Origin of the sequence: Rothia sp. P5764 (genome assembly GCF_048512965.1) — a bacterium.
Lineage (GTDB): Bacteria > Actinomycetota > Actinomycetes > Actinomycetales > Micrococcaceae > Rothia.
Genome location: NZ_JBLXXQ010000009.1, coordinates 15,922 through 38,077 on the forward strand (window position 1 = coordinate 15,922; position 22,156 = coordinate 38,077).

Consider the following 22,156-nt stretch of genomic DNA (forward strand, 5'->3'; position numbering starts at 1 on the left):
AAAATTGGGAAGATTTACTTGTGCTTGGGGGCAAAAAGTAACAGCGGAGGGGCTAAACCTTAGCCTTGGCCGGGGTCTTGTGGACAACCTCGACGGTTACGTCTGGGGCCTGCGGGCGTTGCTTGAGTTCTTCCTCGGTGAGCCACCCCTGGTTCGCCCACGCGGTCTGCTCATCAGCAGACTCACAGACGTGAATAACGTCGGGGATAGTAGGGTGGAAAAGGGTCACGGGGGTGTAGGTTTCTGTTGCCATGGGGTTAATCCTCCAAGTGGATAGAGATATTTTCAAGAGTCGTGGAAATCTGCGCGGTGAAAGTGACGCGGTAAAGGTCAGGTGTCAGCGGGTCGTCATAAGTACGTGGCGGGGCTACCTCTACTGAATAGATAGCCTCCCCCTGCGCGGTTCTACCACGCAAAGCAAGAGCCATAAGCGCCGCGTAGCACCTCTGCGCGGTAGCATAAGCTTCCACAGAGTCATCGGCCCACACCTCAACGAGCAGATCGGCAACATCGCGTTGCCCCTCATACTCATCGTCGGTGCCACCGGTGCGGGAAACACGAATGGTTCCTGCTTTACGGTCGGCGGGTACGATGGTTGAGGCGTTGATACCGGCCTCAGCGAAAGAAGCTACGATATCTGCCTCAATATCGCGGGGAACAGGAACTTCGTATTCGGCCATGTTTTACCTCGCGTTCCGTAGGATTGTGTTGCGCTTAGAGTTGTCTAAGCGGGCTTCAACGGTGTTTGCTCGGACGTTCGCGAGGGCGCGGGTTCGACCTACTTTGACGTTGGCCTCGTACCCTTCACCAGATGCCTGCGCGATACGCTCAGCTTCACGCCTAAGTGCTCCCTGTACGCTCTCGCCTTGTAGGTACTTGCGTATGCCCGGGCTGTTGAGTTCAATTCTCATCTTCGACAAAAAACGGTCACCCCTTATTCTTTTGGGCGGTGAAGCGAACCCCACCAACATTTTTACCGAGACCGAAAACCCGCTGAGCCCAAATCTCAGGCTCACCAATCACCTCGCACTCCCCCACGTTCGGGAGAATAACAACGTCATGGGCGCTAACCTGGGTGCCTGCTGGGGCGTAAACGTCCCACCCGGTTTCAGTAGAGAACCTACGGCCCTGCACCCCAGGTTCCTCCTGCGAGGTAGGGGCGACCGCGTACACGGGTAATGGCTCAGCCTCCCCCAGCGACCGCGACCGGTTACCGTGGGCGTTCGGGGCAGACCAGACCACCCGGCGCACCTGGATATCAAAGGTGCCAGTAAAAAGCATCAGACCACCTCAATCGTCCAGGCTTTACGCTCAACCTTCTTAGGAGCCAACAGGTTCTTATCTGCCCTTGTTAGGTAGACCGCGCCGTCACGCCCAGAAAAGCTCATAGACTGAGCAAACGGGCCCACCGTGGTCTGAAACTGGGTCAAACCGGCTGGCATCTCATCAGCAGGTTGCTCTAGGGCACGCTTGACCATGCGATTAACCACCAGACCAACAACATCGGTACCGATAACACCAGCTTGCAGGCGCGCATCAATATCCGGGTACAGGCCCCTAATCTCGATACTCGCCTCAGACAGCTTCTGCACTGCCTCATCTTCAAGATGCTCAGGCAGACCCGGCCAATGCGCTTTTAGATCGCCCAGGGTTGAGAACGGACCCCCCATTAGCGCTGCTTACGGGGACGGCCACGCTTCGGGGCAGGCTTCGTGAAATCAGGCTCCCCAGAAGAAACAGCGGCAGGCTCATTATCCTGCTCATCATCATCTTCAACATGCGCAGGCTCGGGGGCAGGGGCCTCGTCAAGCAGGTGCTCACCCACCAGGCCAACAGCCCACTCAGGAAGCTCCTCACCAGCAAGCAGGACCTTCGCCACGAACCCATCAAGAACCGTGGTATTAGCAATCAGCTTAGGCATCATGCCCTCCAATCAAATAGAGAATATGAGATAGGGTGCGCGGCCTCGACAAGTAACCGCGCACCCAAAACCGAAAGACCTATGCGAGCACAGTCGCTGCGAAAGTCTGGTTAGGAGCCTGCAAGACCGGCAGAGCAACAGCAGAAGCCTTCACCCACAGCGCCACAGGGTCGTTATCAATGAAGGAAGAGACGACGATACCAGGCTGTAGAGCCTCATCAATCTCGTACTTAGCTTCAAGTGCCTCGGCGGTAACGCCCCAGAAGGTCTTACCAACCTCATCGGTGACGCCACCTGCGAAGAGAATCTTCTTGGAGTCAATGAATTCGGCGGCCTTGCCGTTCTCAGCGGTGTACTTAGCGCCGTAAACGGTGACCGAAGGCAGGCCGTGGGAGTTGAGCAGGCGGTTGAGGTCATCAACGGTTACCATGCGGGTGTCGTTGCTGGTGCCGTAAACCTGGTGGCGGGTATCGTCTGAGTTCAGAAGAGCGGTGAGCGCCTTACGCGACATGACCAGCGAGGTCGGGTCAGCGCCGTTAGTATCAGAGTAGATATCGCGCCATGCGATGAGGTTAGCCAGCGGGGTTGCCTGCGAAGTGCCCCAAAGCTGTGAAGCAGTCTGGGTATGCTCAGCCTTGCGACCAAAATCAACGCTCAGGGAAAGGCCATTCTCGGAGATAGTGACCTTGCCATCCATAAGCGCCTGCCCACGAGCAACCTCAAGGCGGGTACGGATAGCCTTAGCCAGCTCAAGGCCAGCCGTCTCGGTCTTGTCCTCAAGAAGCGCCTGCTGATTGCCACGGTTAGCCCACTTGATGCGGTCGTACTCGCTTACGCGGGTCTTGAGCGAAATGGGCGGCAGAGAACCCTGAACGGTCTGAGCCTGGCTGACACCAGTAATCGGTGACTCAGCATCGTAGGTGCGGAAAACCGCCGCGCGAGACAGCGCGTCACCGCCAACCTGAGCGCGGAAATCAATGTCATCGATACCCTCATCGGGCAGAAAGCGAGCCAGAGAAAAAGCATCGGTAGGCTGGTCCAGCACAGTGCGGACGAAACCAGTGAGGGTCGCAGCAGACCCGTAAGAGTCAGTGTAAGTAAGTGCCATAAGCGGTCATGCTCCTTAGACGAAGATAATGTGAGTGGCCTCGGTCTTGCCCTTAGCAGGGAGAGTGACCGGGAGCTTGGACTCAATAACGCGCCCATGGTCAAGCAGAGGCGCAGAAATACGGACAGTGGGCGCAGAAGGCACGGACTGCGGGGTCAGAATAAACCCAGCCAAAGGAGTATCGGAGGACTCCTTATACAGCCCGTACAGGCCAGAACTCAGCTTGGTCACCGGCACACCAGAAGGGATAAAACCCTTCTTGTAAAAATCAGCCTCAGAGAAACCAGAGGTAAGGTCAAGGGTGATGGTTCGCGCGGCGTTAGTTCCATGCGCGGAACCAAGCCAGGAAAGATTATCCCCAGTAAAGCCCTTACGGGTAATTGAGAGATCCATAAGGATTCCCCTTTCAAAGATTATTTTTTAGCGATTTTCTTTCGAGCCTTCTCCGCACCGGCTTCGTAAGAGCCGTCCGTGATGGGCGGGGTCTTACCGGTGGAAGGCATCGAATGGTCAAAGAGTTCTTTACCACCGCCTGCGGTGGCTTTGGTGTGAAGTTCGTGGAGCTTCTTAGCTGATGCTTCAAAGGTCTCAGCGTCGGTACCGGTCACGAGGTCTTGGTATTCCTCGGGGACGGGGTACTTCGCCAGCGCCCCGAGCCGGGCGGATTCTAGGCGGACGCGCTCAAGCTCGGCGGTGGCTTCTGCGGCCTCTTTACGGGCACGCTCCACCTCGCTCAGCTCTGCATCTTTCTTTTCCTGCTCGGCTTTCTCGAAAGCGGCTACCTTTTCGGCCAGTTCTTTGGCCTGCTTTTCGGCTTCGGCCCGAGCTTCGCGCTCAGCCTGCAAAGCCTTGAGACCGGGTTCCCCTAGGGGCTCGTCCGTCTTTACGGACTCGACCTCTGCGGGGTTCTCGGTTGCTTTTTCATCAGCCATTAGGATGCTCCATTCTTTGACATAGGAATATGCGTCGCGCATATAAAAAACCCGCCCAGCGTCGCGCTAAGCGGGGGAAAACTATTTGATACCGTCTGTGACAGTGTCCGGGTGCATGCGGCGCATCTGCGCCAGCACACTCTTGATATCGCCGGGTTCATCAGCCTGGTCGCGGGCTTGCTGATAAATTGCCTCGTACTCATCAGGAAGATAACCGGGTGGGTATGCTTCACCGTGGCCTATGCGGATAACTTCGCAATCACAGTCATTGTGATATTCGCCCCCGGCGTTGGTGGCTGAGGCCGATCTCTCACTCGTGTACACGACCCCGCGCCCAGCCATAACCATGCAGAAAGCACAGGTCTTAGGGCCGCGCGGGACGCGCGCCCACCCAACGCCCTCACGGTGAGCATTATCCATCATGGTCTGCCGACCATAGAGACGCACATGCCGGGCGACCATCGAGGAAATCCCAGCCTGCCCACCAGCGATATCGCCAGCGAAAAGCTTCCCGGCCTGATACCTCACGCCTTCCTCAAGAACAGTTGCAGAGGAACCTGCAACCACCGAGGAGGGCAAAGGAATAAACCGTGAACCGGCAGGCAACATAGACTCGTAGAACTCAGTAGCAAGCTCAGCAGCAACAGCCCCATAACGCTCCACCAGAGCAGGCACAAGCACGATAAGCTCATCGCGCATACGCTCCGGGGCCATGCCGCGAAGCTCGTCAAAGACAGCAGCAACAGCAACCCGCACCGACGCATCAAGCACGGTCTGCTTGTCACGGTAAGACTCCAAATGCTCAAGCATCAGGCCTCACTTTTCTGTGAAGAAACCAGCGCCATCAGCTCCCCAACGCTGGCAGAAGCCGAGACCTTACGCTGATAAGCAAGATTACGCTCAATCTGCTCACTTGAAAGCCCATACATCTGCATTGCAACCACAGGGTCAGCATTGGGGAAAGCAGTAGTGAATTTGAGCGCCGCATCAGCCTGCTGAGCACGAGTCGGGGTGCCAGGGTCACGGAAATACGACCGCAAATACCGTAGGTCACGGGCCATAGCCGAAGAATCAAAAGCACGATACTTCACAGCCATGACCTTACGAGCTAGATCAACGCGGGACGCTCCGATGTTGGGGAGTTCCGCCTCAATCATGGCGACCATATCCGATTCTGAAGCCAAAATAGCATCAGCCGAAGAAGGATTATCGTGAACAACACCGAGATACCCAAGAGGGATTGTCGTCTCGGAGGAGACCATAGCGGCAATAGAGCGCATCATCTCAGAGTGAGGGGTCATGCTAGCCTGCGAGAGCTGAACCAGCTCCGGCCTAACCAGCTTGTCCTCGTCTTCATCGTAGGTGTCAGGTAGGCCCCAGACACCGCCGACAAGGGCTTTGAGCGGGCTAATACGGTTACCGTTAGCATCCGTAAAATGCTCAGGGACGGCACCAAGTAGCGCGCGTTGCGGGGCCGAAAAATGCTCCGCGCTCGTCTCCTGCCTCAGCAGGGTACGCACACCGGTATCGATGTAGCCCATCAATGGGCGAGTGATGCGCGAGCACCCATAGGGGTTCTGCAAGGTCGGGGCCCAGGTATAAGGGGTGCAGGTGACAATCCCATCGGCGGCAAAACGAGAACGTACAGCATGGTACTTGCCGTCATCTTCCTTACGGATAGCCACATAATAGCCAGGCATGTACAGCAGATACTCACCCAACCCGGTAATCTCAAGGGCAGCAGTCACTTCGCCAGTGCGAGGGTCAACCTCAGCCGTGGCTTCCAGAGCAGAACGAATAGTCACCCGAGGTTCAACATCGCCGGATAAATCTTCCGGGTCGGCAGGGCCGGGGGTCACAAAAGCAAAAGAGCACCCATGCTGCAGCGCCGCCCGGATAGCGAAACGCTCCTTGCGAACGTAATCCTCAGCCTGAGAGAAGTCGTTAATCTCGTCCAGCAAAGAGCCACCAGCACGGGAGGTGAAACCATCAGGGCGCACCCTAGCCGCCGGCACAGTAACAGCCTTCTCAGCCCAGCCGATTGACACCTCAAAATCACGCATCGACGGCGGGATAGAAAAACCAATCTGGTCTAGCCGCTTTTTCGAGTCATGGTATTCCGTACGAAGTGCGTTATTCTTCTGAGTCTTTTTGATGCGCCCCAGCAACCGCGCCAGGGTTTCAGACTCGACCGGCGATAAATCCCATAGCAGAAAGCTATGCATGCTTTCACCTCCCAACAAAAAGTAGTTACTACCCAGCGATAGCCGCCCGAGCCTTACGCCCGCCAGAGCCGCGCTTAGACGGGGCTTTAGCGAACTTATTCGCCCCATAAAACGCACAAACAGACGCAAGAACCGGTTGCAACGGAACCTCCAAAGACGCACGGGAAATACGATATGAGCCAGGGTAATTCTTCATCGGCTCACGAATAGCATGCTCAACAGAAAAATTCAGCTGATCCTGACCAAAATGAGAAACCGTTCCCTCCACCTCGATAGCCCGCTTGAACATCGCATACCCTTGCGAAAGCTCATGTGCGCTCAGGATAAAGACCTTCATGCCCTTCTTTTTCAAAGGCACCTCAAGAAGCTCACGAGCCTGAGAGAAAGCGTCCATCACCACCGGGTGGCGGCGCTTGGCGCGCTCCCACAGCCATTCAACCAGGGCGCTTATACCATAGACGCTGAAACTCGTGTCAGCGGCCAGCTCTACATGGTAGGAGCCCTCAGCTTTCCCGTCAGTCACAATCGAGATGGCCACATGGGTTTTCTCTGGGTTCATATCAAGCCCAAAAGCACGGATAGGAGCCGCCGCATCAGGCTCCGGGTCAGTGCGCTCTATCCACTTCCCAAATTCAAAGGCCGCAGAAGTATTAGACACGGGGGACGGCCACATATTCAGGCGCTCACGGGCAAAAGACCGAGGCGACCAGCGTGACCGCTCACCCTCGACCGTCTTAACCTTCAATCGGCCACCCAATGCTGGGTTACCAGCCGCCCAATTCTGGCGGTCAGCAGTAAAAGCCACTAGCTCGGCTTCAGACATTTTGTCCACATCTCCCTGCGGTGACCATTCCACCCAGGCGCAGGATTTATCCTCACCCAGGATTGCAGAGTTCCGCAGGCGAACGAACGGCTCACCTTTCTCTGAAATATCAGCAGGTGGAGTACCCAGAAAAATTGTCACCGGGTCGCCAGAGGGCGAAGCAGAAATAGTAGGCTCCAAAGCCTCCTGCTCATCTTCCTCATACTCCTGAGCCTCATCAATAATTAGCACGTCAAAAGACGAACCACGCCCAGCAGCACCAGTACGAGCCGAAACCTCGATGCACCCACCACCCTCAAGATAAATGGCCTCTTGGCCGTTCGTCTTGCGAACCTCAGACACAAGAGCGTTCAGTTCAGGGAATTTAGCCCCAGGATCATTCACCTGAGACCCAAAAAAGTGCATCAGACGCTTGAAGACCTTACGGGCTGTGCCAAGATGGTGAGCCGTGTAAAGAACGTTCAGCTTAAGACCAGCCATGAGGTATACGACCGTAGGTTCAAGTGAACCATTTTTGCCGTTCTGCCGCGCACAAGTCACAGCCCATGTTGAAGCGCACCAGGCCCCATGCTTATCACGTCGGAGCCACGCCCGCATGACAGTTTCCTGCCATTCATCAGGAAAATAATTAAGCCCCCGAATATACTCAATCGCAAGCTCAGCGTCCTCAGTCGAATAACCAGCAGGAGTAGGCGCAGTGTTAAACCGGGGAACCTGACAACCAATAACCCCAGACATAAATTACGCCCCCTTCCGAGCCTCAGCCCGCGCACGCAAATCCTTCAGGCTCAAAACGTTGCTGCCTTCATCTGCCGTGGCGGGAGCCGGTTGATTGCTCTCAGATACACCAAGCTTCTGAACAATCTGATTCAATGCAAGCGCCTGTTGCCGAGCCTCAGCCAAAACATTCTGAAACTTCACCTCAACAACAAACGGCTCATCATCACCCTCTGGGAAATCCAGCCTAAACTGCATCAGATTCAGAACCCCGTCGCCGTGAATAATCCGGTCAAGCTCATCAAGGCGATCAGCCAAACGCGCCGCTTCAAGAGCCAATGCATCACGGGCCGCGCTCCCATCAGAAAGCTCTTCAAAAAGAGCCTGCCCGCGCTCCCCCAGCCCAAAAACACTAGAGTTTGACATAGCAGCACCACCTCATTGTGTTTTTACTTGTCAACCCCAGGAAGCTGGGTTTGAAAAATGCCGGGGGGAGATTTCCCTATGCCGAGGGGTGGGAGCCTTGTTGTGGGGGTGGGGGTGTTACCCCCTGGGTTACCAGTTTCGGCTTGTGGTTAGGGGTTTGTGGGTTTGTAGGGTTGTGGTTTTGGGGGTTTTGCGGTTTCCTTTGGATTGGTTGCATCGGCGGCAGATTACTTGGTAGTGGCCGTCGTTGCCGGTGTTTGTGTAGCCGTTGACGTGGTCTACTTCTGCGCTGGTGGGGGTTTGGGCTTGGTGGTAGTTGAGTTTGTTGTTGCAGTATTTGCAGTGGGTTATTCCGTTGCGTTGTGCTTTGCGGAGTTCTTTTTGTCTGGTTTTTTTCCAGTGGGCTGTTGAGGTGCGGCTCATTGTTGCCCTTGGGTGTCTGTTGTTGTACAGGTGCATTTTCCGGTTGCGAAGCAGTCAAGGTTGCAGGTTTCAGCGGCGTCTGGTTCTTTTTCGGTCACTGAGGGCCTTTCTGGCGGTGGGGTCGGCGTAGGTTGGTTGCGGGTCGCGCGTGCGTTCGGGTAGGTCGCCGCGTAGCCAGGGTGGGAGTTGTGCTCGGGGTTTTTGCTGTTCGCGTGCTGTTTGCGCGCGCAGTAGGTCGGTGAGGTCTGGTTTCCGCATGATCCCCACCACCCCCCTGGTTTTTTGGGTGCAAAAAGGAGGGGGGCAGGTACAAGCCCGCCCCCCTCCTGGTCGCTGAACACACACTTTAGAAAGGAAAAAGTGCCCGCCACCCCCAACCCCCTCGGAGGCAGGAGGGCACAAAAAAAGCCCGGTGTCCCTAGCTACAGGACTTCCGAACCTATCAAATATTATCGGTCACTTTATGCGACTTTGTCAAGAGCCTCAGAAAGTTTCTTCAGTTCCCTCCGTTCAGCACAGTCAAGAACATCATCAAATAGGTAAGTCCAGGCTCCTCGCTTGAAGCTCTTCCGACCGGCGGGAAGCCTGTCACGCTTATACCAGTTCCTGACATCAACATCGCTGATGGTGTACCCGCACATCTCTAATGCCGCCACCATCTCTGAGGTGTTGAGCCATTGTCCTCCCAGGCTATCTAGGATAATCTCACGGCGGGTTTCCCGTGCGGCAGCCAGGTCTACTTTCTCACCGCATGCTGTACAAAATTGTACTTTTCTATCTGATGGGGCTTTGATTGATGTCCCGCATGTTGGGCAGTGCCCATGTGAGACGATTGCGGGTGCGAGGTCTACCATACGGTTAGCGGCGTTGATAGCTTCTGCCAGTTCAGTGATTAGTTCATAGGCTGGGTCGTTGTCTTGTTCCCAGGCTAGTTTGTAGGTGCTTTCCCGGACCGCGTACGGGTCGGTTGAACCCACCCCTACCCTTGCGCCTAGGTCGCCTATGGCGCGGGTGAGCCTGTCGATGAGAGCAAGCGCGCCAATGTTTATTCCTGCGGGCTTTCCTTCTGCCGCGGTCGAGTATCCTCCTGGCGCTTTGGCTGTTGTTTTGGCGGCTTCTACCCTTAGTTCGGGTATGAGGGTTATGGCGCGGGTGAGTTGGGCGTTGGTGTATTCAATGCAGGCGGAGCAGGTACGGGCGTGAGTGGGTTGGGAGCAGATTTGGCATGGGTGCATGGTGTGCCTCTCTCAGGGTGCGAGCGTGCAGGGGGGTTAGATGTGGCAGGTGGCTTCGGCTTGGGCGGCCATTTAGTGCGCGCTCCTTTCATGCTGACGGGCCTTAGCCTCAGCCTTAGCGCGGGTAGGGCAGGCAGCCTCATACCGGGCGCAGGTGCAGCGCACCCAGAAAAATGGCTTGCCGTTGTTGCCCCAGTGCCGGGAGATAGTTGTTTGGTGAATCATGGTTCCTCCTTGATGGTGATGATCAAATGTGGGGGTTCCTGCCGGTTGATACCGCCGTGTTCAAGCGCCGCCCGCAGGTGGGTGTGGTCATCATCGGCGAGTACGCCTGCGTCTACGATGCCGTCAATGATTGCTTTCAGTGTGGGGAAGAGGTTGTGGGGGTCGTAGCGCCCTACCCGATTTTTGTAGATGTGCCCGGTGATGGTTGCCCTGCCCAGGGTGGGGACACCTACAGTGCGGGCGGTTTGTTCGGCGTAGGAGCGCCATGCGCGTATTTTTTTGGCGCGGGTCATATAGTGTTCTCGCTGGTTGAGGGAGAGCCATTTGCGGTCTCCCTCAACGGTCAGTTTCAGCTCCCATTCACGCGCCACGGTGCCTCCAAAAAAGGTGTCTTTCAAGTGCTTCGAGAGCTTCTTGTTTTTCGTCTAGGACTGCTCCCCACCCGCAGTTGTGGGGGCAGGTCGCCCACCATGCGCCGCCGTAGAAAGTCAGGTTCGCGCTCATTGTGTCCGCCAGTTGTTGGGTCGGTTTTGGCGTAGCCGGGTGACCTCACGCGCAGGGGCGTGAGCGCTAAGCATGTGCTTATGCGCGTCTTGCACAGCCTCAGCGTGGCTGTCATGGGCGACTATGTACAGGCTGGGGCATTTGGGGCAGCGGTGGATCCAGATGCCGAGGCTTGTTCTGTAGACTTTCGCTTTTTTTGTCATGGTTTCCTTTCGATTCCCCACCACCAGGCGGGGGTGAGGCCGAGATAGTCGCGGGCATAGGTGAGGCCCTGAACCAGTGGTTGCAGGGCCTTTGTTGTGAGGTAGAGGGCTGTGAGGGGTATCAGGGCGGCGGCCCCCACACCGGCTAGAGCCAGCATGACGACCGCCGTGAAAGAAGCCCAGGCGAGCAGGGCAAGAGTCATGTATTGTTGCCCTTACGCTTACAACAACAGCAGTGGCAGTGTTTGGCCGAGGCGGTTCTTTGCCGTTCTGCGACTTTCTCTAGCAGGGTCCGCCGGGGCTGTTGGGAGGGTGTCGGGTCGGGTACCTTGTTCACCTCCAGGCAACGGGGTGTGGGGTCAGGGAAAATGAGCTTTAGGAACCTCATTCTGCCCCCTCTGCTGGTGCGTGCTTGTGGGATTCTGCCAAGCCGTCAAATATCTCTTCCCATCTCTTCATTTCTTCTCCGGCTTGGAAGTATTCATCTTCGGTGAGATGGTCGTGGTCTTCCCAGAGAATTGGGTTAAGGTCGATTGCTTTGGCAATGCTGGTAAAGACGGCGGCTTTTACGCGGTCTGGGACACGGTCGCTCATTTCTTACTCTCCTGTTCTAGTGGAGGTTGGCGTTTGGTACGTTGATTTCGGCTTCTGAGACCGTGAGGGTGACGGTCAGCTCCACTATTGCTCCGCCGGGGCCTGTGGGTTTGGCTCTGATGTTTGGGGTGAGATACCTGGCGGGTATGGTCACCCCCGCTAGGTGTAGCCCTTCTTTGTCTAGTCGGGCTTTGGGTAGTGTTTCGTTTTTTGAAGTCACGAGGGCGGTCACTTAGTTCTCCTGTTCGGGTGCGTGCTCTAATACGTCTGCGTGGACGAGCGGGTAGTTTTTGGCGATGTAGGCGAGGCGTTTCTCGTAGATAGCGAGCTTGCGGGAGGTGGCCTCATGGTGGGCTATGAGCGCAGGGACGGCGTTGCGTAGGTCTACAATCAGGAATAAATCTTTTTCAGGTATATTGCTGGCTTCCAGAACGTCCAAAAGAACTTTTCCGCGCCCATTTACTAGCTCGTAGTAGATCTCTTCGTTTGAATATTGGATAGTCTTACAAATCCACGGCTCACTGCTTGCTTGCTTCTCTAGCTCTTTGAGCCGGTTGATGGTGGCCTGCATATCGGGGGTCATTGTTTCTCCTTGGGTGTGGGTGTGCCCCCGGCTGGTGGGCCGGGGGCACAAGGGGCGGTTTATGAGTTGGTGTTAGTAGCCACAGGCGCTCACGCTTCCCCCCTCGCTGGTGGTCTGGAAGGTGCCGGGGCCGTATGCCTGGATAACTTCGATTTCATCGGCTGGCGCGTCAATCTCTTGTCGCTTCGGGTTAATGAGCTTGGCGCGGATAGGGTCAGCATCTACCTTGTAGGTAATCCAGTTACCCTCGGCCCCGCTATCAAGGTCTTTGCCTAGAAACCCGGTTCCCGGCTCCAGTTCGTCTGCGGTGCGGAGCTTGAGGGGGATCTCGCCCTCAACCCACAGCGACCAGCCACCACAGCCTTCCCAAGCGTCCTCCAGAATAAACTTCCAAGCAGGGGCTATTGTTGAGACCCCTTTGACCCACCCAAGGGGATAATTCTCTTGGAATTCTGGGTTCCTATCCAAACGGAAAGTCAGCGTGCCTAGCAGAAAATGAAAGCACTTCGCCTTACGCCCATCTAGCTTTGACCAGTCAATCTGGGCGCCGTCCTGGATAGCCTCGGTCAGGTTCGAGAACCCAGCCAGCGGGTCACGCCCGTTAGCGAGGCCCATGTTGTAGGCTTTCTCAACCATGCGGCGCTTCTTCTGCGAGGTAATAGCTGCCCCAGAGGGGGTCAGGTAAATCTCTTCGGGGTAATTCTTTTCGGTCATTGTTTTTCCTTCCATGAAAAAGCCCCACCCGATTATTTCGGGCAGGGCGGGGGTTGATGTGGTTATCGGGGGCAGGTGGCTAGAAAGGCGCTTCCTCGTTAGCGCCGATACCCCAGTCGTAGTTGCCTTGGGCTTGTTGTGCCCACGGGTCCGGTTGGGGTTTTCCTTGGGGTGCCGCTGGTGCTTGGGGTTGCCCGAAGCCGCCGGAATATCCGCTTTGGAAGTTCCCGCCGCCTTGTTGGTTGCGGGTGGTTTGTGCGGTGGCGTATCGCAGTGAGGGCCCGATCTCTAGTAGTTCGAGTTCGTAGGCGGTGCGCTGTTGCCCTTCTTTGGTTTCGTAGGTGCGGGCTTTGAGGTTGCCTTGTGCGATGACGCGCATGCCTTTTTTGAGGGAGTTGGCGATGTTTTCGGCGTGGTCTTTCCATGCGCTGGCGCGGAGGAAGAGGGTTGCGCCTTCTTTCCATTCGCCGGTTGCGCGGTCGTAGGTGCGGGGTGTGGAGGCGATGGTTAGGTTGGTTACGGCTGCCCCGTTGGGGGTGAACCTCAATTCCGGGTCGGCGACCAGGTTTCCTACGATGGTGATGGTGGTGTCGTTAGCCATTAGTTGTTCTCCTGGTAGGGGTTGGTGGTTGTTTTGCGGAGACCGGCCTCGATCATTGATACGTTGATGTGGTCTGAGTACCCGTCTGCGTAGCCCTCTTGCCATGCTTTGGATTTTTTCTTTTTGATGTATGTGGCGGATTCGGCCATGACTTCTTCGTAGGTGTGGCCAATTAGGGTGGGGGCGATTTTCTCTGAGATGTAGGTTGCTGGGTCGTCGAGGAGTTCCTCCCATGCGTCGATTACTTTTTGTCGGCCTGTTTCGCCTGGTACGGTGGCTGCGGTTTCGGCTATTTCTCTAGAGTCTTGCATTTCTTCGAGAATGTAGATGATGCTAGTGACGGCTTCTTTTTTGCCGGTCTCGAAGCTCTCCGCCTTAGCGGCTTTTACCGCTTCCGTGAGCCGTTCGATTTCGTCTAGGAGGGCGGGGAGGGCGTTGCGCGCTCCAACACTGATTTTGGTGTCGATGGTATAGATGTGGGCGGCATCGGTGTTGATTACCTCGTACCCGTCTGGACACACATAACGCTGGTCATCATTCTCGTCCACTACCCACGGCGCTGGGCTTGCTTGTCGGTGGAGTTCGCGGAGGCGTGCGTGTAGCTCGGGGCTGTACTGGGTGGTCATTACTGTTCCTCGTAGATTTTGGGGGTGTGAGTTTCGGGTTCTAGGTCGGTGAGCTTCTGGTTGATTGCTTGCACTGCTTTGGGCCCGTGGATTTGTATGCTGGGTGATCCTGCGGAAAAGATGATTGTTTGCAGGAGTCTTAGGGCATGGTGCAGGGGCGTGTTGGCTGGTTCGTGTTTGAGGACTTCTTGGATTTGGTTGATTGCTCCTTGGGTGTCGTGGGAGTTGATGAGTTCGATTTGGATAGCGTCTAGTTCGGTGAGGCGCTGTAGGTAGAATCGGGCTTTTTTGAGGTCTGATATGGGGTCGCCTTTGTGTTCGTGCCTGTAGAGGTATTTGATGGCGTTTCCGAGGTTGAACCCGCCCATTTGGGCTATTTTGATTGATTCGATGCCGGAGGGGTGCTGTGTGTAGTGGGGCGGGTGGTTGATCAGGTCGGTCATTTCTTGTTTTCCTTTCTGTGGGGTTGGTAATCCCAGCCTGGTGTTCCGCCGCCGCGCCACATGCGCCGGTCTACGGTGACTAGCCAGCGCCAGCCATGCCAGTCAGTTTTTACGGGTTTCCACGCAAACCAGGTATGCCAGGGGCCTCTTCTGGGTATGTCGTCTGCTGTGAAGCTCATTTTTTCCTTTCTGTGGGGTTGAAAATAGCCGGGGTGGGTTCCCGGCTTGTTTTTGTGTTTTAGGCGCTATGAGCCTTGTTTTTGTCTTTCTCAGGCGGCTTTGAGTTCGGGGTATTCGGTGGGGTTGGTGGCTAGCTGGTCTGCTCTGCATCCGCCGCAGTTGGTGGCTCTTTGCCCGGTGTGTTTGGGGCATTCGGGTTCGAGGCGTGGGTTCACAGGCTGGTGGTTGCCTGGGGTGTCGTAGGGTCGGATAGCAGGGGCGGGGGCGGGAGTCTCTGTTGGGAGGTACTGATTTACGATTTCCTCGCCCAGCTTGCTAAAGGCCCGGTACTCCCCTGAGCGCATCTTGCGGACGGTAGCCCAGGCCGCCGCCAAAATAACCACAGGGTCATCATTGGGTACGTTCTTTAGCTCATTGATGATCCCGCCAATTTCCAGGCGCGGTTCAACGGCTTTTGTGTAGTGGTGAATTTGAGGGGCGTAGAACTCCGCTTGCTTATGATTCAGGCCCACCTCACTCATCACCCCTGTAGCAAGTGCATGCGAAGCCGTCGCAACTATCGCAGATGTCGCAGTGGTCGCAGCTGTAGCACAAGTCGCACAAGTCGCAACGGTCTACCCAATCGTTGAGGTCTTTACACCAAATGAGGGTGCATATGCGGTGACCGCTGTGCCCAAACCGCAGGTTTCGGATATCGACCGGCTCTAGGCATTCAGGGCACTGAGTGGCGCAGGTTGTGCATTCTCCCCAGGTTTCATTGGTGGCGCTACCTGGTTCGGTATAGCTTACTAGTACTGCTTTTGAACATTCGATGCCGCAGGTTCGGCATTTGAACCAGGTTCTTTCGAGTAAGCTCATTTTCTTTCCTTTCGCGTGTTTTTGGCCGGTGCCTGTTCGTTGCGGAGCTTCCCGCGTTTAAGTACTCAACGCACGGGCACCGGCTCAACCCCGCGTTTCTTTAATGGCAGGGAACTTAAGATGAGGCTGGGAGGTGGGTGCTCTACTTGTTTATGGGGTGTTGTATATGGGGTGTTGTTCTCTACCCGTTTAGCGGGTAGTACCCCCTACCCGTTTAGCGGGTAGTACCCCCTACCCGTTTAGCGGGTAGTACCCCCTACCCGTTTAGCGGGTAGTACCCGTTTAGCGTGTAGTACCTTGACTAGGGCTTTCACCTACCCTCAAAAAGTACGTGTTAGCCGTCCTACGGCCACCCATAAAATGCTCACGCCGCTCAATAAGCCCAAACCGCTCAAGAGCCAAAAGATGCTCACGAACCGTATTCACCCGCTTCACCCCACACCGCTCAGCTATCTGCTTATGGGTAGGGTGACACTCACCAGCCGCGTTGGAATACTCCACCAAAGCCAGCAAAATAATCTTGCGAGTAGCCGGTAAATCAAGCCCCCAAGCCCACCTGTAGGCATGGTCATTCATGTAATAACTTTCAAAGAACGGTGCCCCCAAAACATATGCTCTGGGGGCACCTACACGGGCAGATAAACCGGGCTACTGGGCGGGTGCCTCAGCGTTGGCTTTCTCAATCTCAATTTCACGCGCCAGGCGCGTCAAAACTGCCTGCGCCTGGTCATGAGTCAGTGAGGCAGCCCCGCGCAGGCTGGGGTCATTGACCCAGTCACGGACGATGCCCAGGATTTCCTTGGCATCGGTCACCCCTAGCTCCCCGAAGCCTGCCTTGATACGGCCTTGATCAGCCTTGGAAGCGTACTTGACCTCAGCCCGTGCCTCAGCGGGTAGCTCCCCGGTCTCGGGGTCGGCCTGCTCGCTCTCAGCGGGTGGGGTCACCACCGGCGCTGGCGGGGTTGCAGGCTCCGCCTTGGTCTTAGCGGGGGCCTTACGCTGAACCTTCTTCGCGCCAGCCGTAACAGCCTTAGCATCGGGTGCCGGGGAGTCCTCGTAGTCGCCCAGCTCCACTTCCTCGCTCACCGATATACCCATCAGCACATCGGGGGCAATCACGCGGACCGCCTCAGTAAAAGCCTTGGCAGTCAGCATGCCAATCGGGTCGGTCTTATATTTGGCGTTTGAGGTGTACCCGGCACGCTCAGCTCGGGCGATTGACCAGGTGAAGCTCTGCCAGTTGGGTGCCCCCCTGCGGCGGGCTTTCACGGTCACCTGCTGTTCGGTTGCCTCGATACGCTCGAACTCAACCCCGGCCCGTTGGGCTAGGGCAACCATCGTGCGGGAATACATGGCGGGTCGGCCATGCACCACAAAGATGTTCGATAGGGCAGCTAGCGGGTCAAGCCCAACGCTCTTGCCGTAGAGAATGCCGGTAGCGGTCTTAGCGGCATCACCGCGGAAGTCCTTGGGAACGAACTCGGTCTGGCTGATTGCGGAGGCGATGGTATGCGCTGCTCCTAGCTCGTTCGCCCATGCCACCAGGTCTACGGTGTTCTGGGTGGCGGTGGTGGTGACGGTGTTGAAGGCTACGCCTGCGGCTTGTGGTGCCTGCATGGCGGGGGCCTGCTGGTATGCGGTGATTTCAGTCATTTTGGGTTCTCCTTTAGTTGGTGAGTTTCTTGATGGTCAGGCGGGGCGCGGTCTCCTTGGTGTACTGCGCCTTGACCTGCGGGTCTACCTTCTTAGCGTCCAGCTTCGGAGGCTGAGGGATATAAAAATCAGGGTGCTCCTCAACCGGGTATTCCCGCTCAAAAGCCGCCGCGTCAAAGCGCGACCCGGTAGCAACATTCACGCGCCAGGTTCCGGTCTCCACAGTCAGCGCCGGGTTCTCTTTCAAGGCAGCCTCAATGCGGGCTACCTCCGCCCGGTGGTATTCGAGTTGTTCAAGGACTTCGTCTACCTGTTCGGGGGTCATTTCTTCCAGGTTCAAGGTGGGGTCAATCTCAGTCACGAGTTTCTCCATTCGGGGTTAGGCCGCCAGGGTGGCGGCGGTTAGTTCTTCGATGTTCAGCGCGGGCTTGACGTACCCGGCGCGGTCTTTGGCTTTGCGGGCTATCTCCGCCGCATACTGGAATTGCAAGAAGTGGGCGTCAATCTCTTCTGCGCTCTCTGCCAGCGGGTGAAGCTCCGTAAAACCTGGCCTGATATGCGCCACATAGGTGGCTGTGATTTCAGGGAGAGGGTGCTCAGTGTGCGGATCATAATCCTCAACCCAGAACTCAGCTTTTGCGTAGGCGGCTGCCTGCAGCGCAGTCTCCCCGTACACGCCATTGGAGGTTTTCCAATCGATAAGGACAGGTTGCCCGTCGTTGAGGTAGGGGCTGGTGCCGATAAAATCGACCCGCCCCGCGTACCAGTGGGCACGGTTGGCAAGGGACTTCTCCACGATGAGGGGCGTAAGCTCCAGGGCCTCAATCAGAGTGACCAGGCCCATCACCTCCGGCTCGTAAAGCGGCGGGATAACCACCTCCGCGCCCTCTAGGTAGCGCTGGCCGAGATCGTGTATCAGGGTGCCTCGCTCCCCCGCGCTATCCCTCAGACCCTCCGGCACCTTGCAGAGCGCCTGCACCAGCGCGGAGCGCCCGTGAGGGTTCTTCTCCGTGGGTGTAGGCTCACCCCTGAGCCGCTCAATCTCTAGCGGATTAGCCTCCACATACTCAGCCACCATCCGTGCGTACCAGCCCATCAGGGAAGGCTTGGGCACTCCCCCACCTAGCAGGGTCGTCACGCCGGTCACTGCCCTACCGTCCAGCCGGTACCGGTGAGAACCTGCATTGAAAGTCAGGCTCACTGGCTCTCACCTCCTAGCAGGTCAGCTATAGCCCTGCCCAAGGGCGGGGTATTCGGATTAGCTGACTCCATTTGGAGGCGCGCCAGGTGAGCATGAGACAACACGTTCTGCGCGTACATATGCCGATTCTCCAAGTCCTCGGCGCGCTCACGAGCGGCCTCCTCAAAGCGCCGCCGCTCATCAATCCTCACGGCCGCTTCAAATGCCTGCAGCTTCTCTAGCTTCCTCTGCCGCTTCGCGGCTTTCTTGTTGGCTTTCATTGATCCAGTCCTTTGTTGTGCGATATAGAAAAACCCCGACCGGTGCGGCCAGTAGCATGGCTCCCCCGGTAGGGGCAGGGTTAAAAATGGTGAGGGTAAGAAAAAGACCCCACAAAAGCAGGGCCCTAGTTCTGGTGCTCATGCGGCCTCCTTATGGGGATTCACCCTGATATAGTCGGCCTGCTCACGCAGGCAGGCATTTGCCAGGGCAATACTTTTCTCTGAAGTTCTAGGTGTTAGCCTGCGCCCAGTGACCCGCCAGAAAACGAAGCACTCACGGCAATCACAAACCGGGGCACTCATGCGGCCTCCCAAAAATCATCTTCAGGGTCCGCGAAGTAATCGCAGATGCAGGGGTATCTGGTAGACCCACCGCAACCGGCGCACCGCCCCTGGTCATCAGGGGGCACAGCAAACATCGAGTGATCAGGGCTCAGCATGTTTTAACCTCTTGACGCGGGCGCGGAATACCTGACACAAGGCGAGCATTTCTTCGCGTGCCTCCCCCGACTCCGGGGCATCAGTTTCTACCCATCTCTCCCTTTTAAAAAGTTCTTCGAGCTGGTCGATTGTCCCTTCCCAACAGCCCATCGCTAATCGGTAGTTTCCGTCACTTTCTTTAAAGAGCGTGGTATTTAGCGGCCTAGAAGTGAAGACCATGAGATGTAGATAGTCAGCGTTACTTGAAATCTGAGCGTTACCTGAAACCCGAGCTTCACCTGACACCCGAGCTTCACCTGACACCCGAGCTTCACCGAACACCCGAGCTTCACCGAACACCCGAGCTTCACCTGACACCCGAGCATCACCTGACACCCGAGCTTCACCGAACACCCAAGCATCACCTGACACCCGAGCTTCACCGAACACCCAAGCATCACCTGACACCCAAGCATCACCTGACACCCAAGCATCACCTGACACCCAAGCATCACCTGACACCCGAGCTTCACCGAACACCCGAGCTTCACCTGACACCCAAGCGTTACCGGACAGGTTCTTAGTGCCCTCAATCCAGCCGCCCTCGTCACCTGCACGCACACCAAGTTCCGGGATGTTCCTCGTAGCACGGATTCGGCGAAGGGTGAAGTTGTCTAAAATAATCCTCGTCTCGCCGGTAAACTCATAATGTAAACCAGTCATTTTGTTTTTCCTTTCATGTACGAAAGCACCCCTACTGGGGTGCAAGAAAATTATCTGTAGTCTTGAACCCCAACATGGCAAACAGCTCACGCCTCTCATGTAGGGATCTATCTCGGGTAAGGTAAGCCAGGTTCAGAGCTACCCGGCGCGGATCATGCTGAGAGTGCTCAGTACGTATCTCTGTCAGGTCAATAGGTTCAAAAGAGCGTAGCTCTTTCTGGTAAATGGTCATGTTTTGGGCGTGCATGGCTGGTGTCCAATGTTTGGGGAAAGGTATCTAGGCCACCTCCTCTAGCGGGGCAAGCTCAGCAAGCAACCACTCCAAAGTCTTAGTCGTAAACCGCGGTTGGAAACGCTCCTTACCGCCCCACTTACCAGCAGGCCGACGAACCGCCCAACCCGCATCAATAGCCGCAGAGTACACATCAAGCCGGAACCCAGGCATAAGAATCTTCTTCTCCCGCAGAACACGCTTCACATCCGCCTCAGTCACCGGGAAACGGTCACGAATGGTCTTGCAGAGGTCACGGAACCCGAAAGTATGCTCAGGGGTCAACACCTTGTCATAGGTAGCAGCCTTGGGTTCCGCAATTTCAAGGCGCGCTTTCTGCTCCTGCACCACACCGGTCAGCTCACCAATAAGCGCTAGGGAGCGCTCTTCAAGAGTCTTAGGAGCATCATAGGAGCCGGTCTTGCGAATAGCAGGCAGGACTTCATCAGTCACCCACGACTCGAACGGCTCCGCAGCTGGGGAATTAGAACGCATGATGACTCGGTACAAGTTGCCCTCGTCGATGATGGTCACCTCTTGGCGGCCACCGGCTGTAAGGGTATGAGTTTTACTCACCCCCTTTTCGCGGAGCCGTTCAGCCACCCTAGTGGTGCTGGTTAGCCCGAGAGCCTTCACCAAGTCCGACAACACGAACCAAGGTTCACCGTCCAGGAGAAGCGCCCGCAGGGCCAGCCCGTTGAAGTTGAAAGTCTGCACACCATCATGTGCGCTGTTATTTGCTAGAATTTCCATTGGATTAATCCCCTTTCATGGGAAATCAAAGCCCCCCTGTGTGCTGTACACGCCAGGGGGGCAACATTTATACATTTGATTGACCGACAGGACCCACAACCATGAACCCCGCCGAAGAACTGCTCGACATATTCAAAAGATGGGAAGCTAACAAAGGTGCGACAATTTTCCTAGCCAGAGGCCCCCAAAACGGAATAACGTATGATCTTGCTAAAGAAATCACATACGCCACATCACTATTCCAAGAAGTCATCAAGCTACTTGAAGCAAGCGATGATATCGATGATTGGCGAGAATTCATTGAAGCTACCTGGAAGCACCTGTACGCTCCACGTACAGATTGGTGCACCAACACATCTTCAACTGGAATTACCGTTCCTGGCCTCGTTCGGACTGGGCTGCGGGGAGCGAGCTCTACCATCAGCTCCAAGAGCCCCGATGTTTCCATCAATACGGACCTCACCGATGATGAAATCGCGGCCCTCGTAAAAACCCTTCAAGAAGTGAAAGAGCAAATAGGGGCTATCCCCCAGCGCTACCAAAAGCTCACGGACAGTATCACCAGTAAGCTGGACGATTGCCTCTTCATCCTTAGTACTGATGATGTGCCGCCGGGGCGGCTCAGGGAGGCCAGAGAGAAGAGCCTCGAACTCGTCGGGGAGAGCCTTCATGCTGTCATTCTCCTTCCAGAAGAAAAGCGTAAAAGTTTCTTTAAAAATCTGATGAATATCTCAGGTGTATGGGTTGGAAATATGACGGCAGGAGCCGCAGGAGGAATGCTTGAGAATATTACTTCTAGCTTCCTAGGAGTTGGCTCATAGCTTGAGTTCTGTCTTTCACTCCTATAAGCCCAATGCCGATATAATCTTCTACCCACTTTGCCTATAGCCCATTCGGTGGTATGTCTTTAATCTGTGAAATGATTTAATCCACATGCACAGTGTCGCTTTATACGCCGTGCAGAAATGAGGTCAAAATATGGTGTACATATCACTGAGAGTCAGTGCAGATAGTTGGATTGGGTTCAAAGTACAAGGCTTAGACGTTAGCGAAGCACTTGACCGTGTTCGCAATCTTGTAAAAAAGAGAGAAACCATCTATGTGGCAAGCAGATATTCTGTATTCAACCCTGCGGCCGCAACTGAAATAACCGTTAGCGACCATCTGCTAAGGATTGACGAATCCCAGTATGTAGAGATTGAATACAGTGAGTTTACCGGTGTAAAACCTGTAGTTACTCCCTATGACGCATAACCAAAGAGCCGGGTAGTTACTTTTCGTTGCTACTCGGCTCTTATTTTTTTCTGTTGATTTCTCGCATCACATCATCAAAGGGAACCCTAAGCTGGTTATCCCCCTCAACCTTGTAAGCGAAGGCCATGAGCCCTGAGCGGGCTGAGTGTGCGTTTTGCAACCCTTTTACTGAGCGGCCCAGCAGTAGGGCTGTTTCTTTGACTCGTAGCCAGCCTCTGACCTTTCCGAGTTTTACGATCTCTTCTATGTCCATTCTTTTTCCTTTCGCTTGTCTGTGGCT

General features: G+C 55.7%; 37 protein-coding genes. 1 reads left to right on the forward strand and 36 read right to left on the reverse strand.

The window, feature by feature from the left end:
* Positions 1 to 52: 52 nt before the first annotated feature.
* From ACN08Y_RS10255 to ACN08Y_RS10425, 35 genes are all read right to left on the reverse strand, one after another.
* On the reverse strand, positions 53 to 253 hold the full coding sequence (locus ACN08Y_RS10255) for a hypothetical protein (RefSeq protein ID WP_419112630.1): 201 nt from the start codon (positions 251 to 253) through the stop codon (positions 53 to 55).
* Between the two features lie 4 nt (positions 254 to 257).
* Positions 258 to 680, reverse strand: a complete 423-nt coding sequence (locus ACN08Y_RS10260) for a hypothetical protein (protein ID WP_419112631.1) — start codon at positions 678 to 680, stop codon at positions 258 to 260.
* 3 nt (positions 681 to 683) lie between these two features.
* On the reverse strand, positions 684 to 920 hold the full coding sequence (locus ACN08Y_RS10265) for a hypothetical protein (protein ID WP_419112632.1): 237 nt from the start codon (positions 918 to 920) through the stop codon (positions 684 to 686).
* A 7-nt stretch (positions 921 to 927) separates the two neighbouring features.
* The gene (locus tag ACN08Y_RS10270) at positions 928 to 1,281 is read right to left on the reverse strand and encodes a hypothetical protein (protein ID WP_419112633.1); all 354 of its coding nucleotides are present in this window, start codon (positions 1,279 to 1,281) and stop codon (positions 928 to 930) included.
* Positions 1,281 to 1,592: a hypothetical protein gene (locus tag ACN08Y_RS10275; RefSeq protein WP_419112634.1), complete on the reverse strand. Its 312-nt coding sequence runs from the start codon at positions 1,590 to 1,592 to the stop codon at positions 1,281 to 1,283. Before ACN08Y_RS10275 ends, ACN08Y_RS10270 begins: the two co-directional genes overlap by 1 nt.
* 77 nt (positions 1,593 to 1,669) lie before the next feature.
* Positions 1,670 to 1,921 (reverse strand): hypothetical protein, encoded by a 252-nt coding sequence (locus ACN08Y_RS10280; protein WP_419112635.1) that lies wholly within the window; start codon positions 1,919 to 1,921, stop codon positions 1,670 to 1,672.
* A gap of 79 nt (positions 1,922 to 2,000) precedes the next feature.
* Positions 2,001 to 3,029 (reverse strand): major capsid protein, encoded by a 1,029-nt coding sequence (locus tag ACN08Y_RS10285; RefSeq protein WP_419112636.1) that lies wholly within the window; start codon positions 3,027 to 3,029, stop codon positions 2,001 to 2,003.
* 15 nt (positions 3,030 to 3,044) lie between these two features.
* Positions 3,045 to 3,422 (reverse strand): head decoration protein, encoded by a 378-nt coding sequence (locus ACN08Y_RS10290; protein ID WP_419112637.1) that lies wholly within the window; start codon positions 3,420 to 3,422, stop codon positions 3,045 to 3,047.
* Positions 3,423 to 3,442: 20 nt separating this feature from the next.
* Positions 3,443 to 3,961 (reverse strand): hypothetical protein, encoded by a 519-nt coding sequence (locus ACN08Y_RS10295; protein ID WP_419112638.1) that lies wholly within the window; start codon positions 3,959 to 3,961, stop codon positions 3,443 to 3,445.
* Between the two features lie 81 nt (positions 3,962 to 4,042).
* Positions 4,043 to 4,771: a hypothetical protein gene (locus ACN08Y_RS10300; protein WP_419112639.1), complete on the reverse strand. Its 729-nt coding sequence runs from the start codon at positions 4,769 to 4,771 to the stop codon at positions 4,043 to 4,045.
* Positions 4,771 to 6,186, reverse strand: coding sequence for a hypothetical protein (locus ACN08Y_RS10305; RefSeq protein ID WP_419112640.1), 1,416 nt, complete (start codon positions 6,184 to 6,186; stop codon positions 4,771 to 4,773). The genes ACN08Y_RS10300 and ACN08Y_RS10305 overlap by 1 nt, the downstream gene beginning before the upstream one ends.
* Positions 6,187 to 6,214: 28 nt before the next feature.
* Positions 6,215 to 7,747 carry a hypothetical protein gene (locus tag ACN08Y_RS10310; protein WP_419112641.1) on the reverse strand — a complete coding sequence of 511 codons (1,533 nt, stop codon included), beginning with the start codon at positions 7,745 to 7,747 and terminating at the stop codon, positions 6,215 to 6,217.
* Between the two features lie 3 nt (positions 7,748 to 7,750).
* Positions 7,751 to 8,152: a hypothetical protein gene (locus ACN08Y_RS10315; RefSeq protein WP_419112642.1), complete on the reverse strand. Its 402-nt coding sequence runs from the start codon at positions 8,150 to 8,152 to the stop codon at positions 7,751 to 7,753.
* 492 nt (positions 8,153 to 8,644) lie between these two features.
* Positions 8,645 to 8,833: a hypothetical protein gene (locus ACN08Y_RS10320; RefSeq protein WP_419112643.1), complete on the reverse strand. Its 189-nt coding sequence runs from the start codon at positions 8,831 to 8,833 to the stop codon at positions 8,645 to 8,647.
* A 203-nt stretch (positions 8,834 to 9,036) separates the two neighbouring features.
* Positions 9,037 to 9,810 carry a hypothetical protein gene (locus ACN08Y_RS10325; protein WP_419112644.1) on the reverse strand — a complete coding sequence of 258 codons (774 nt, stop codon included), beginning with the start codon at positions 9,808 to 9,810 and terminating at the stop codon, positions 9,037 to 9,039.
* A 72-nt stretch (positions 9,811 to 9,882) separates the two neighbouring features.
* On the reverse strand, positions 9,883 to 10,035 hold the full coding sequence (locus tag ACN08Y_RS10330; protein WP_419100691.1) for a hypothetical protein: 153 nt from the start codon (positions 10,033 to 10,035) through the stop codon (positions 9,883 to 9,885).
* On the reverse strand, positions 10,032 to 10,406 hold the full coding sequence (locus tag ACN08Y_RS10335; protein WP_419112645.1) for a hypothetical protein: 375 nt from the start codon (positions 10,404 to 10,406) through the stop codon (positions 10,032 to 10,034). Before ACN08Y_RS10335 ends, ACN08Y_RS10330 begins: the two co-directional genes overlap by 4 nt.
* Positions 10,407 to 10,738: 332 nt before the next feature.
* Positions 10,739 to 10,945 (reverse strand): hypothetical protein, encoded by a 207-nt coding sequence (locus ACN08Y_RS10340; protein ID WP_419100693.1) that lies wholly within the window; start codon positions 10,943 to 10,945, stop codon positions 10,739 to 10,741.
* 181 nt (positions 10,946 to 11,126) lie between these two features.
* Entirely contained in the window at positions 11,127 to 11,336 is a 210-nt protein-coding gene (locus ACN08Y_RS10345) for a hypothetical protein (RefSeq protein ID WP_419100694.1), read from the reverse strand.
* A gap of 16 nt (positions 11,337 to 11,352) precedes the next feature.
* The gene (locus tag ACN08Y_RS10350) at positions 11,353 to 11,568 is read right to left on the reverse strand and encodes a hypothetical protein (RefSeq protein ID WP_419100695.1); all 216 of its coding nucleotides are present in this window, start codon (positions 11,566 to 11,568) and stop codon (positions 11,353 to 11,355) included.
* Entirely contained in the window at positions 11,569 to 11,919 is a 351-nt protein-coding gene (locus ACN08Y_RS10355) for a hypothetical protein (protein ID WP_419112646.1), read from the reverse strand.
* Between the two features lie 72 nt (positions 11,920 to 11,991).
* A complete protein-coding gene (locus ACN08Y_RS10360; protein ID WP_419112647.1) occupies positions 11,992 to 12,633 on the reverse strand; it encodes a hypothetical protein in 642 nt (213 codons plus the stop codon).
* Between the two features lie 79 nt (positions 12,634 to 12,712).
* On the reverse strand, positions 12,713 to 13,234 hold the full coding sequence (locus ACN08Y_RS10365) for a single-stranded DNA-binding protein (RefSeq protein ID WP_419112648.1): 522 nt from the start codon (positions 13,232 to 13,234) through the stop codon (positions 12,713 to 12,715).
* The gene (locus tag ACN08Y_RS10370) at positions 13,234 to 13,860 is read right to left on the reverse strand and encodes a hypothetical protein (RefSeq protein WP_419112649.1); all 627 of its coding nucleotides are present in this window, start codon (positions 13,858 to 13,860) and stop codon (positions 13,234 to 13,236) included. Before ACN08Y_RS10370 ends, ACN08Y_RS10365 begins: the two co-directional genes overlap by 1 nt.
* A complete protein-coding gene (locus tag ACN08Y_RS10375; protein ID WP_419112650.1) occupies positions 13,860 to 14,303 on the reverse strand; it encodes a DUF3310 domain-containing protein in 444 nt (147 codons plus the stop codon). Before ACN08Y_RS10375 ends, ACN08Y_RS10370 begins: the two co-directional genes overlap by 1 nt.
* A gap of 269 nt (positions 14,304 to 14,572) precedes the next feature.
* A complete protein-coding gene (locus ACN08Y_RS10380) occupies positions 14,573 to 15,004 on the reverse strand; it encodes a hypothetical protein (RefSeq protein WP_419112651.1) in 432 nt (143 codons plus the stop codon).
* A 619-nt stretch (positions 15,005 to 15,623) separates the two neighbouring features.
* Entirely contained in the window at positions 15,624 to 15,917 is a 294-nt protein-coding gene (locus ACN08Y_RS10385) for a helix-turn-helix domain-containing protein (RefSeq protein ID WP_419112652.1), read from the reverse strand.
* Between the two features lie 72 nt (positions 15,918 to 15,989).
* Positions 15,990 to 16,994, reverse strand: a complete 1,005-nt coding sequence (locus tag ACN08Y_RS10390) for a hypothetical protein (RefSeq protein WP_419112654.1) — start codon at positions 16,992 to 16,994, stop codon at positions 15,990 to 15,992.
* A gap of 13 nt (positions 16,995 to 17,007) precedes the next feature.
* A complete protein-coding gene (locus ACN08Y_RS10395) occupies positions 17,008 to 17,355 on the reverse strand; it encodes a hypothetical protein (RefSeq protein ID WP_419100700.1) in 348 nt (115 codons plus the stop codon).
* A gap of 18 nt (positions 17,356 to 17,373) precedes the next feature.
* The gene (locus ACN08Y_RS10400) at positions 17,374 to 18,195 is read right to left on the reverse strand and encodes a hypothetical protein (protein ID WP_419112655.1); all 822 of its coding nucleotides are present in this window, start codon (positions 18,193 to 18,195) and stop codon (positions 17,374 to 17,376) included.
* Entirely contained in the window at positions 18,192 to 18,386 is a 195-nt protein-coding gene (locus tag ACN08Y_RS10405) for a hypothetical protein (protein WP_419112656.1), read from the reverse strand. The genes ACN08Y_RS10400 and ACN08Y_RS10405 overlap by 4 nt, the downstream gene beginning before the upstream one ends.
* Positions 18,387 to 18,393: 7 nt before the next feature.
* A complete protein-coding gene (locus ACN08Y_RS10410) occupies positions 18,394 to 18,597 on the reverse strand; it encodes a hypothetical protein (RefSeq protein ID WP_419112657.1) in 204 nt (67 codons plus the stop codon).
* A gap of 284 nt (positions 18,598 to 18,881) precedes the next feature.
* On the reverse strand, positions 18,882 to 19,598 hold the full coding sequence (locus tag ACN08Y_RS10415) for a hypothetical protein (protein WP_419112658.1): 717 nt from the start codon (positions 19,596 to 19,598) through the stop codon (positions 18,882 to 18,884).
* 31 nt (positions 19,599 to 19,629) lie between these two features.
* Positions 19,630 to 19,845 carry a hypothetical protein gene (locus ACN08Y_RS10420; RefSeq protein ID WP_419112659.1) on the reverse strand — a complete coding sequence of 72 codons (216 nt, stop codon included), beginning with the start codon at positions 19,843 to 19,845 and terminating at the stop codon, positions 19,630 to 19,632.
* 30 nt (positions 19,846 to 19,875) lie between these two features.
* A complete protein-coding gene (locus ACN08Y_RS10425; protein ID WP_419112660.1) occupies positions 19,876 to 20,622 on the reverse strand; it encodes a BRO family protein in 747 nt (248 codons plus the stop codon).
* 101 nt (positions 20,623 to 20,723) lie between these two features.
* Between ACN08Y_RS10425 and ACN08Y_RS10430 the strand changes: the two genes are divergently transcribed.
* A complete protein-coding gene (locus tag ACN08Y_RS10430) occupies positions 20,724 to 21,443 on the forward strand; it encodes a hypothetical protein (RefSeq protein ID WP_419112661.1) in 720 nt (239 codons plus the stop codon).
* A 473-nt stretch (positions 21,444 to 21,916) separates the two neighbouring features.
* On the opposite strand, the gene ACN08Y_RS10435 is transcribed toward ACN08Y_RS10430, so the two are convergent.
* Positions 21,917 to 22,129: a hypothetical protein gene (locus ACN08Y_RS10435; RefSeq protein WP_419112662.1), complete on the reverse strand. Its 213-nt coding sequence runs from the start codon at positions 22,127 to 22,129 to the stop codon at positions 21,917 to 21,919.
* Positions 22,130 to 22,156: the final 27 nt, after the last annotated feature.

Coding starts and splice junctions, on each gene's coding strand:
- ACN08Y_RS10255 (WP_419112630.1), bottom strand. CDS start 253: ATGGCAACAGAAACCTACACCCCCGTGACCCTTTTCCACCCTACTATC.
- ACN08Y_RS10260 (WP_419112631.1), bottom strand. CDS start 680: ATGGCCGAATACGAAGTTCCTGTTCCCCGCGATATTGAGGCAGATATC.
- ACN08Y_RS10270 (WP_419112633.1), bottom strand. CDS start 1,281: ATGCTTTTTACTGGCACCTTTGATATCCAGGTGCGCCGGGTGGTCTGG.
- ACN08Y_RS10280 (WP_419112635.1), bottom strand. CDS start 1,921: ATGCCTAAGCTGATTGCTAATACCACGGTTCTTGATGGGTTCGTGGCG.
- ACN08Y_RS10285 (WP_419112636.1), bottom strand. CDS start 3,029: ATGGCACTTACTTACACTGACTCTTACGGGTCTGCTGCGACCCTCACT.
- ACN08Y_RS10290 (WP_419112637.1), bottom strand. CDS start 3,422: ATGGATCTCTCAATTACCCGTAAGGGCTTTACTGGGGATAATCTTTCC.
- ACN08Y_RS10295 (WP_419112638.1), bottom strand. CDS start 3,961: ATGGCTGATGAAAAAGCAACCGAGAACCCCGCAGAGGTCGAGTCCGTA.
- ACN08Y_RS10300 (WP_419112639.1), bottom strand. CDS start 4,771: ATGCTTGAGCATTTGGAGTCTTACCGTGACAAGCAGACCGTGCTTGAT.
- ACN08Y_RS10305 (WP_419112640.1), bottom strand. CDS start 6,186: ATGCATAGCTTTCTGCTATGGGATTTATCGCCGGTCGAGTCTGAAACC.
- ACN08Y_RS10310 (WP_419112641.1), bottom strand. CDS start 7,747: ATGTCTGGGGTTATTGGTTGTCAGGTTCCCCGGTTTAACACTGCGCCT.
- ACN08Y_RS10315 (WP_419112642.1), bottom strand. CDS start 8,152: ATGTCAAACTCTAGTGTTTTTGGGCTGGGGGAGCGCGGGCAGGCTCTT.
- ACN08Y_RS10320 (WP_419112643.1), bottom strand. CDS start 8,833: ATGCGGAAACCAGACCTCACCGACCTACTGCGCGCGCAAACAGCACGC.
- ACN08Y_RS10325 (WP_419112644.1), bottom strand. CDS start 9,810: ATGCACCCATGCCAAATCTGCTCCCAACCCACTCACGCCCGTACCTGC.
- ACN08Y_RS10330 (WP_419100691.1), bottom strand. CDS start 10,035: ATGATTCACCAAACAACTATCTCCCGGCACTGGGGCAACAACGGCAAG.
- ACN08Y_RS10340 (WP_419100693.1), bottom strand. CDS start 10,945: ATGACTCTTGCCCTGCTCGCCTGGGCTTCTTTCACGGCGGTCGTCATG.
- ACN08Y_RS10345 (WP_419100694.1), bottom strand. CDS start 11,336: ATGAGCGACCGTGTCCCAGACCGCGTAAAAGCCGCCGTCTTTACCAGC.
- ACN08Y_RS10355 (WP_419112646.1), bottom strand. CDS start 11,919: ATGACCCCCGATATGCAGGCCACCATCAACCGGCTCAAAGAGCTAGAG.
- ACN08Y_RS10360 (WP_419112647.1), bottom strand. CDS start 12,633: ATGACCGAAAAGAATTACCCCGAAGAGATTTACCTGACCCCCTCTGGG.
- ACN08Y_RS10365 (WP_419112648.1), bottom strand. CDS start 13,234: ATGGCTAACGACACCACCATCACCATCGTAGGAAACCTGGTCGCCGAC.
- ACN08Y_RS10370 (WP_419112649.1), bottom strand. CDS start 13,860: ATGACCACCCAGTACAGCCCCGAGCTACACGCACGCCTCCGCGAACTC.
- ACN08Y_RS10375 (WP_419112650.1), bottom strand. CDS start 14,303: ATGACCGACCTGATCAACCACCCGCCCCACTACACACAGCACCCCTCC.
- ACN08Y_RS10380 (WP_419112651.1), bottom strand. CDS start 15,004: ATGAGTGAGGTGGGCCTGAATCATAAGCAAGCGGAGTTCTACGCCCCT.
- ACN08Y_RS10385 (WP_419112652.1), bottom strand. CDS start 15,917: ATGAATGACCATGCCTACAGGTGGGCTTGGGGGCTTGATTTACCGGCT.
- ACN08Y_RS10390 (WP_419112654.1), bottom strand. CDS start 16,994: ATGACTGAAATCACCGCATACCAGCAGGCCCCCGCCATGCAGGCACCA.
- ACN08Y_RS10410 (WP_419112657.1), bottom strand. CDS start 18,597: ATGAGCACCAGAACTAGGGCCCTGCTTTTGTGGGGTCTTTTTCTTACC.
- ACN08Y_RS10415 (WP_419112658.1), bottom strand. CDS start 19,598: ATGACTGGTTTACATTATGAGTTTACCGGCGAGACGAGGATTATTTTA.
- ACN08Y_RS10420 (WP_419112659.1), bottom strand. CDS start 19,845: ATGCACGCCCAAAACATGACCATTTACCAGAAAGAGCTACGCTCTTTT.
- ACN08Y_RS10425 (WP_419112660.1), bottom strand. CDS start 20,622: ATGGAAATTCTAGCAAATAACAGCGCACATGATGGTGTGCAGACTTTC.
- ACN08Y_RS10430 (WP_419112661.1), top strand. CDS start 20,724: ATGAACCCCGCCGAAGAACTGCTCGACATATTCAAAAGATGGGAAGCT.
- ACN08Y_RS10435 (WP_419112662.1), bottom strand. CDS start 22,129: ATGGACATAGAAGAGATCGTAAAACTCGGAAAGGTCAGAGGCTGGCTA.